General features: G+C 70.7%; 2 protein-coding genes. One reads left to right on the forward strand and one right to left on the reverse strand.

The genetic code is table 11. From position 1 onward, the window contains the following. Positions 1-509: trypsin-like serine peptidase (locus ACFPIH_RS56130; RefSeq protein WP_385879437.1), on the forward strand; the 509-nt coding region annotated here is incomplete at its 5' end. 1,255 nt (positions 510-1,764) lie between these two features. On the opposite strand, the gene ACFPIH_RS56135 is transcribed toward ACFPIH_RS56130, so the two are convergent. Further along, a complete protein-coding gene (locus ACFPIH_RS56135) occupies positions 1,765-2,367 on the reverse strand; it encodes a HutD/Ves family protein (RefSeq protein ID WP_381188077.1) in 603 nt (200 codons plus the stop codon). Positions 2,368-2,724 lie beyond the last annotated feature (357 nt).

The raw sequence follows: 2,724 nt of genomic DNA on the forward strand, positions 1-2,724 counted from the left end.
CCGTCAACACCTACAGCGACATCGTCTTCGTCCCCGGCTACGCCAAGGGCAAGGCGCCGTACGGCCGCTACGCCGTCAAGGCGACCGTGACACCGCGCTCCTGGGCCGAGGACACCGTCAACGACGTGGCGGCGATGGTCGTCGCCACCCCCGCGTACGGGAAGCGACTCACCGACGCGGTGGGGGCGCAGAACATCGCCTTCGGCCGTGCGGCCGGTGAACGGGTCACCGCCTTCGGCTATCCGGCGACCTCTCCCCAGAGGGGCGAGGTACTGCTGTACTGCGCCGGCACCTCCCAGCGCGCTCCCGAGGGCGAGCAGCGCGTCCCGTGCGACCTCGGCGGCGGCGCGAGCGGCGGTCCCTGGCTCGCCGGCTTCGACTCCGCCACCGGGAAGGGCACCGTGGTGTCGGTCAACAGCCACGGCGCGGGCGACGGCGGCAGCCCGATGTACGGGCCGACGCTCGGCAAGACCGCACGGGCCGTCTACGACGCCGCCCAGCGCGGCTGAGCGGTCCGTCCCCGGACCCGGAAGCTGCCTGGCAACTTACTGGTGGAGCCAAGGCCGTGGCAGATGAGCCGCTGGCGGGTCTTGTCCGCTTCCGGTCTGGCGGTGTCAGCGAGATCGCAGGCGGTGTCGGCGATAGCGAACATGGCCAAGGCCCTCGCCCCGGTGAGGACCGCCACCGCAGGCCTCTTGCGAACAGCGTGGCCGTCGATGAACACAGCGGTGGCGATAATCCACCGGCCTCTGACTGCAAGCAGATACGGGTCGCCCGTGCGTGGCTGCGGGCGGCCCTGGGCATCGCGGAACCATGACCGTCACACCGCCCAGCGGGCATCCGAGCCAGGCCGGACAGGCCTGCGCACCCGGCAAGGAACCCGAAGTCATGGCTCTGTTGCTGGAGGAATACAGGGCGCTCAGGACTGAACTCGGACAGCGGGCCGCGGGTCGCGGCCCGCGTGCAGCTGCTCGGCTTCGCCGGAATCCTGTCCGCCGTCCTCGCGGCGGCGCACAGGCTTCCGGTGCGACGCATCAAACCTGTATGTCGGGACGGCTGTTGCCATGATCGGCCTGTGGGCGTGGCGTACGACGAATGGCGCCGCTCAGCGTGTCGGCCGCCATCTGTGTGACGTCGAGCAGCGACTCAATGAGCTGGCGGGCGGCGCGTACGAGGCCCAGACCCCGCCGTTCACGTGGGAACGGATACGGCAGCGGCAAAGGGCCGACGATCCCCGGCTTGTGCAGTTCCTGCGGCGGGTCATTGGGTGAGGCACGTCTGATCCGGTCTGCGCCGCGACCAGCCGGCCACCTGAGGGCAGGTGCCTGTTGAGTCGACACGGAGTGCCATGCCGATGTTGCCACCGGTCCGTTTCTCCGAGCCGGTCGCCGAACCCGGCCTACCCGTTCCCCGCGTAACTGCAAACCTGAGTACCCGTGGTGTTCGGAGACGACAAAGAGCGCTGCCAAGAAGGGTTTCGTCCGCTCCGCATGCAAGCAGAGCGGGCGACGAACGCCCCGGTGAACAGGCACCGCGCGGAGATCCGGCATTTCGGATGGCGAAGCGGACGCTGGTCACTGCTCTGACGCCCGCGGAGCCCCCACAAGACCACCACCCGACTGAAGACACCGCGTGGTTGCTGATGCGCGACAACAGCGGGTCCGGGCGGGGACAGTGGCCGCCGAGCGGGAGAAGACAGAGTTGCGGCCGTAGAGCGCCAGGGCGCGGGCACGGAGATGACTGGGCGGGCGCCGGCTCCCAGCATCAGCGCGCCGCGGTGATCCTGATCTCGGCCACCGTGCCGTCGCCCCGCAGAGCCAGCGCCCCCGGGCCTTCGTGCGGTACGCAGTCAAGACGGCCGAGCGCCGTCTCCCGCCCGTTCGGTGCGCCGACGGCGATCCCCTCGGTGACGGCCATGACGAGCAGGGTCTCGCCGGCGGCGCACGCCATCTCCGCCCCCTGTGCGGCGGCGACGCTGACGATCCGTACTTGTGCCGTCGCCCGGCCCCTGCGGGTCATCACATTCATGTCGCGCACCGCGCCCGCCTCCAGGCGGCAGTCCGTCGCCGCGTCGCCGGAGAAGGCGAAGGGGCTCAACGGTGCGACCGGATGCGGGGTCCCGTCCACGGTCAGCACCATGCCTTCGCCCTTGACCAGGGTGATCACGCGGTCGATCCCGGGAAAGGAAGAGAAGGAGCCTCCCGCGTCCACGTCCGCGACACTCACCCGCCAGTCGAAGCCGTCCTCGGGCTCCACCGGGGCCAGGGCCGCTTTCACTGCGCCCGACGCGACCTCCCGGGTCATACCGCCGCCGTTCTTCCACGGCATGCTGCGGTATCCGCTCCAGCGCAGAACTTCTCCGCCCATCCGACGCCACCTCCTTCTTCCGTCGTCCGGCCGACCGCCTTCATCGGCGAACCCGGACCCCACCGGGTCTCTCGGCCATAGGGCTGTATGAGCGCCCCCAGGCATGTGATCACCGAGTCCGGGGCCAGCCTACGTCCCAGCCAGGCACGGAGAGCGGGGTGCCTCGGCGAGGGCTTCGGCCGTGCCCTCAGACGACCCCTCGGGCCCGGGGTCCCGTGCCGGGATCTCCTGGTGTGCGAACTCGACGGCGCCCGCGTCGCCGAGCAGGACGTGGGCCGCGCGTACGAGAAGGCCTCCGGCGCCCTTGTGCCGGTCACCGACGACGACCTGGACCGGCTGCCGCTGCCCACCGCGCAC

It is taken from the genome of Streptomyces vulcanius (genome assembly GCF_042653945.1).
Lineage (GTDB): Bacteria > Actinomycetota > Actinomycetes > Streptomycetales > Streptomycetaceae > Streptomyces > Streptomyces mangrovi.

Bases quoted from the DNA above. Each gene is read 5' to 3' on its own strand.
- ACFPIH_RS56135 (WP_381188077.1), bottom strand. From the start codon at position 2,367: ATGGGCGGAGAAGTTCTGCGCTGGAGCGGATACCGCAGCATGCCGTGG.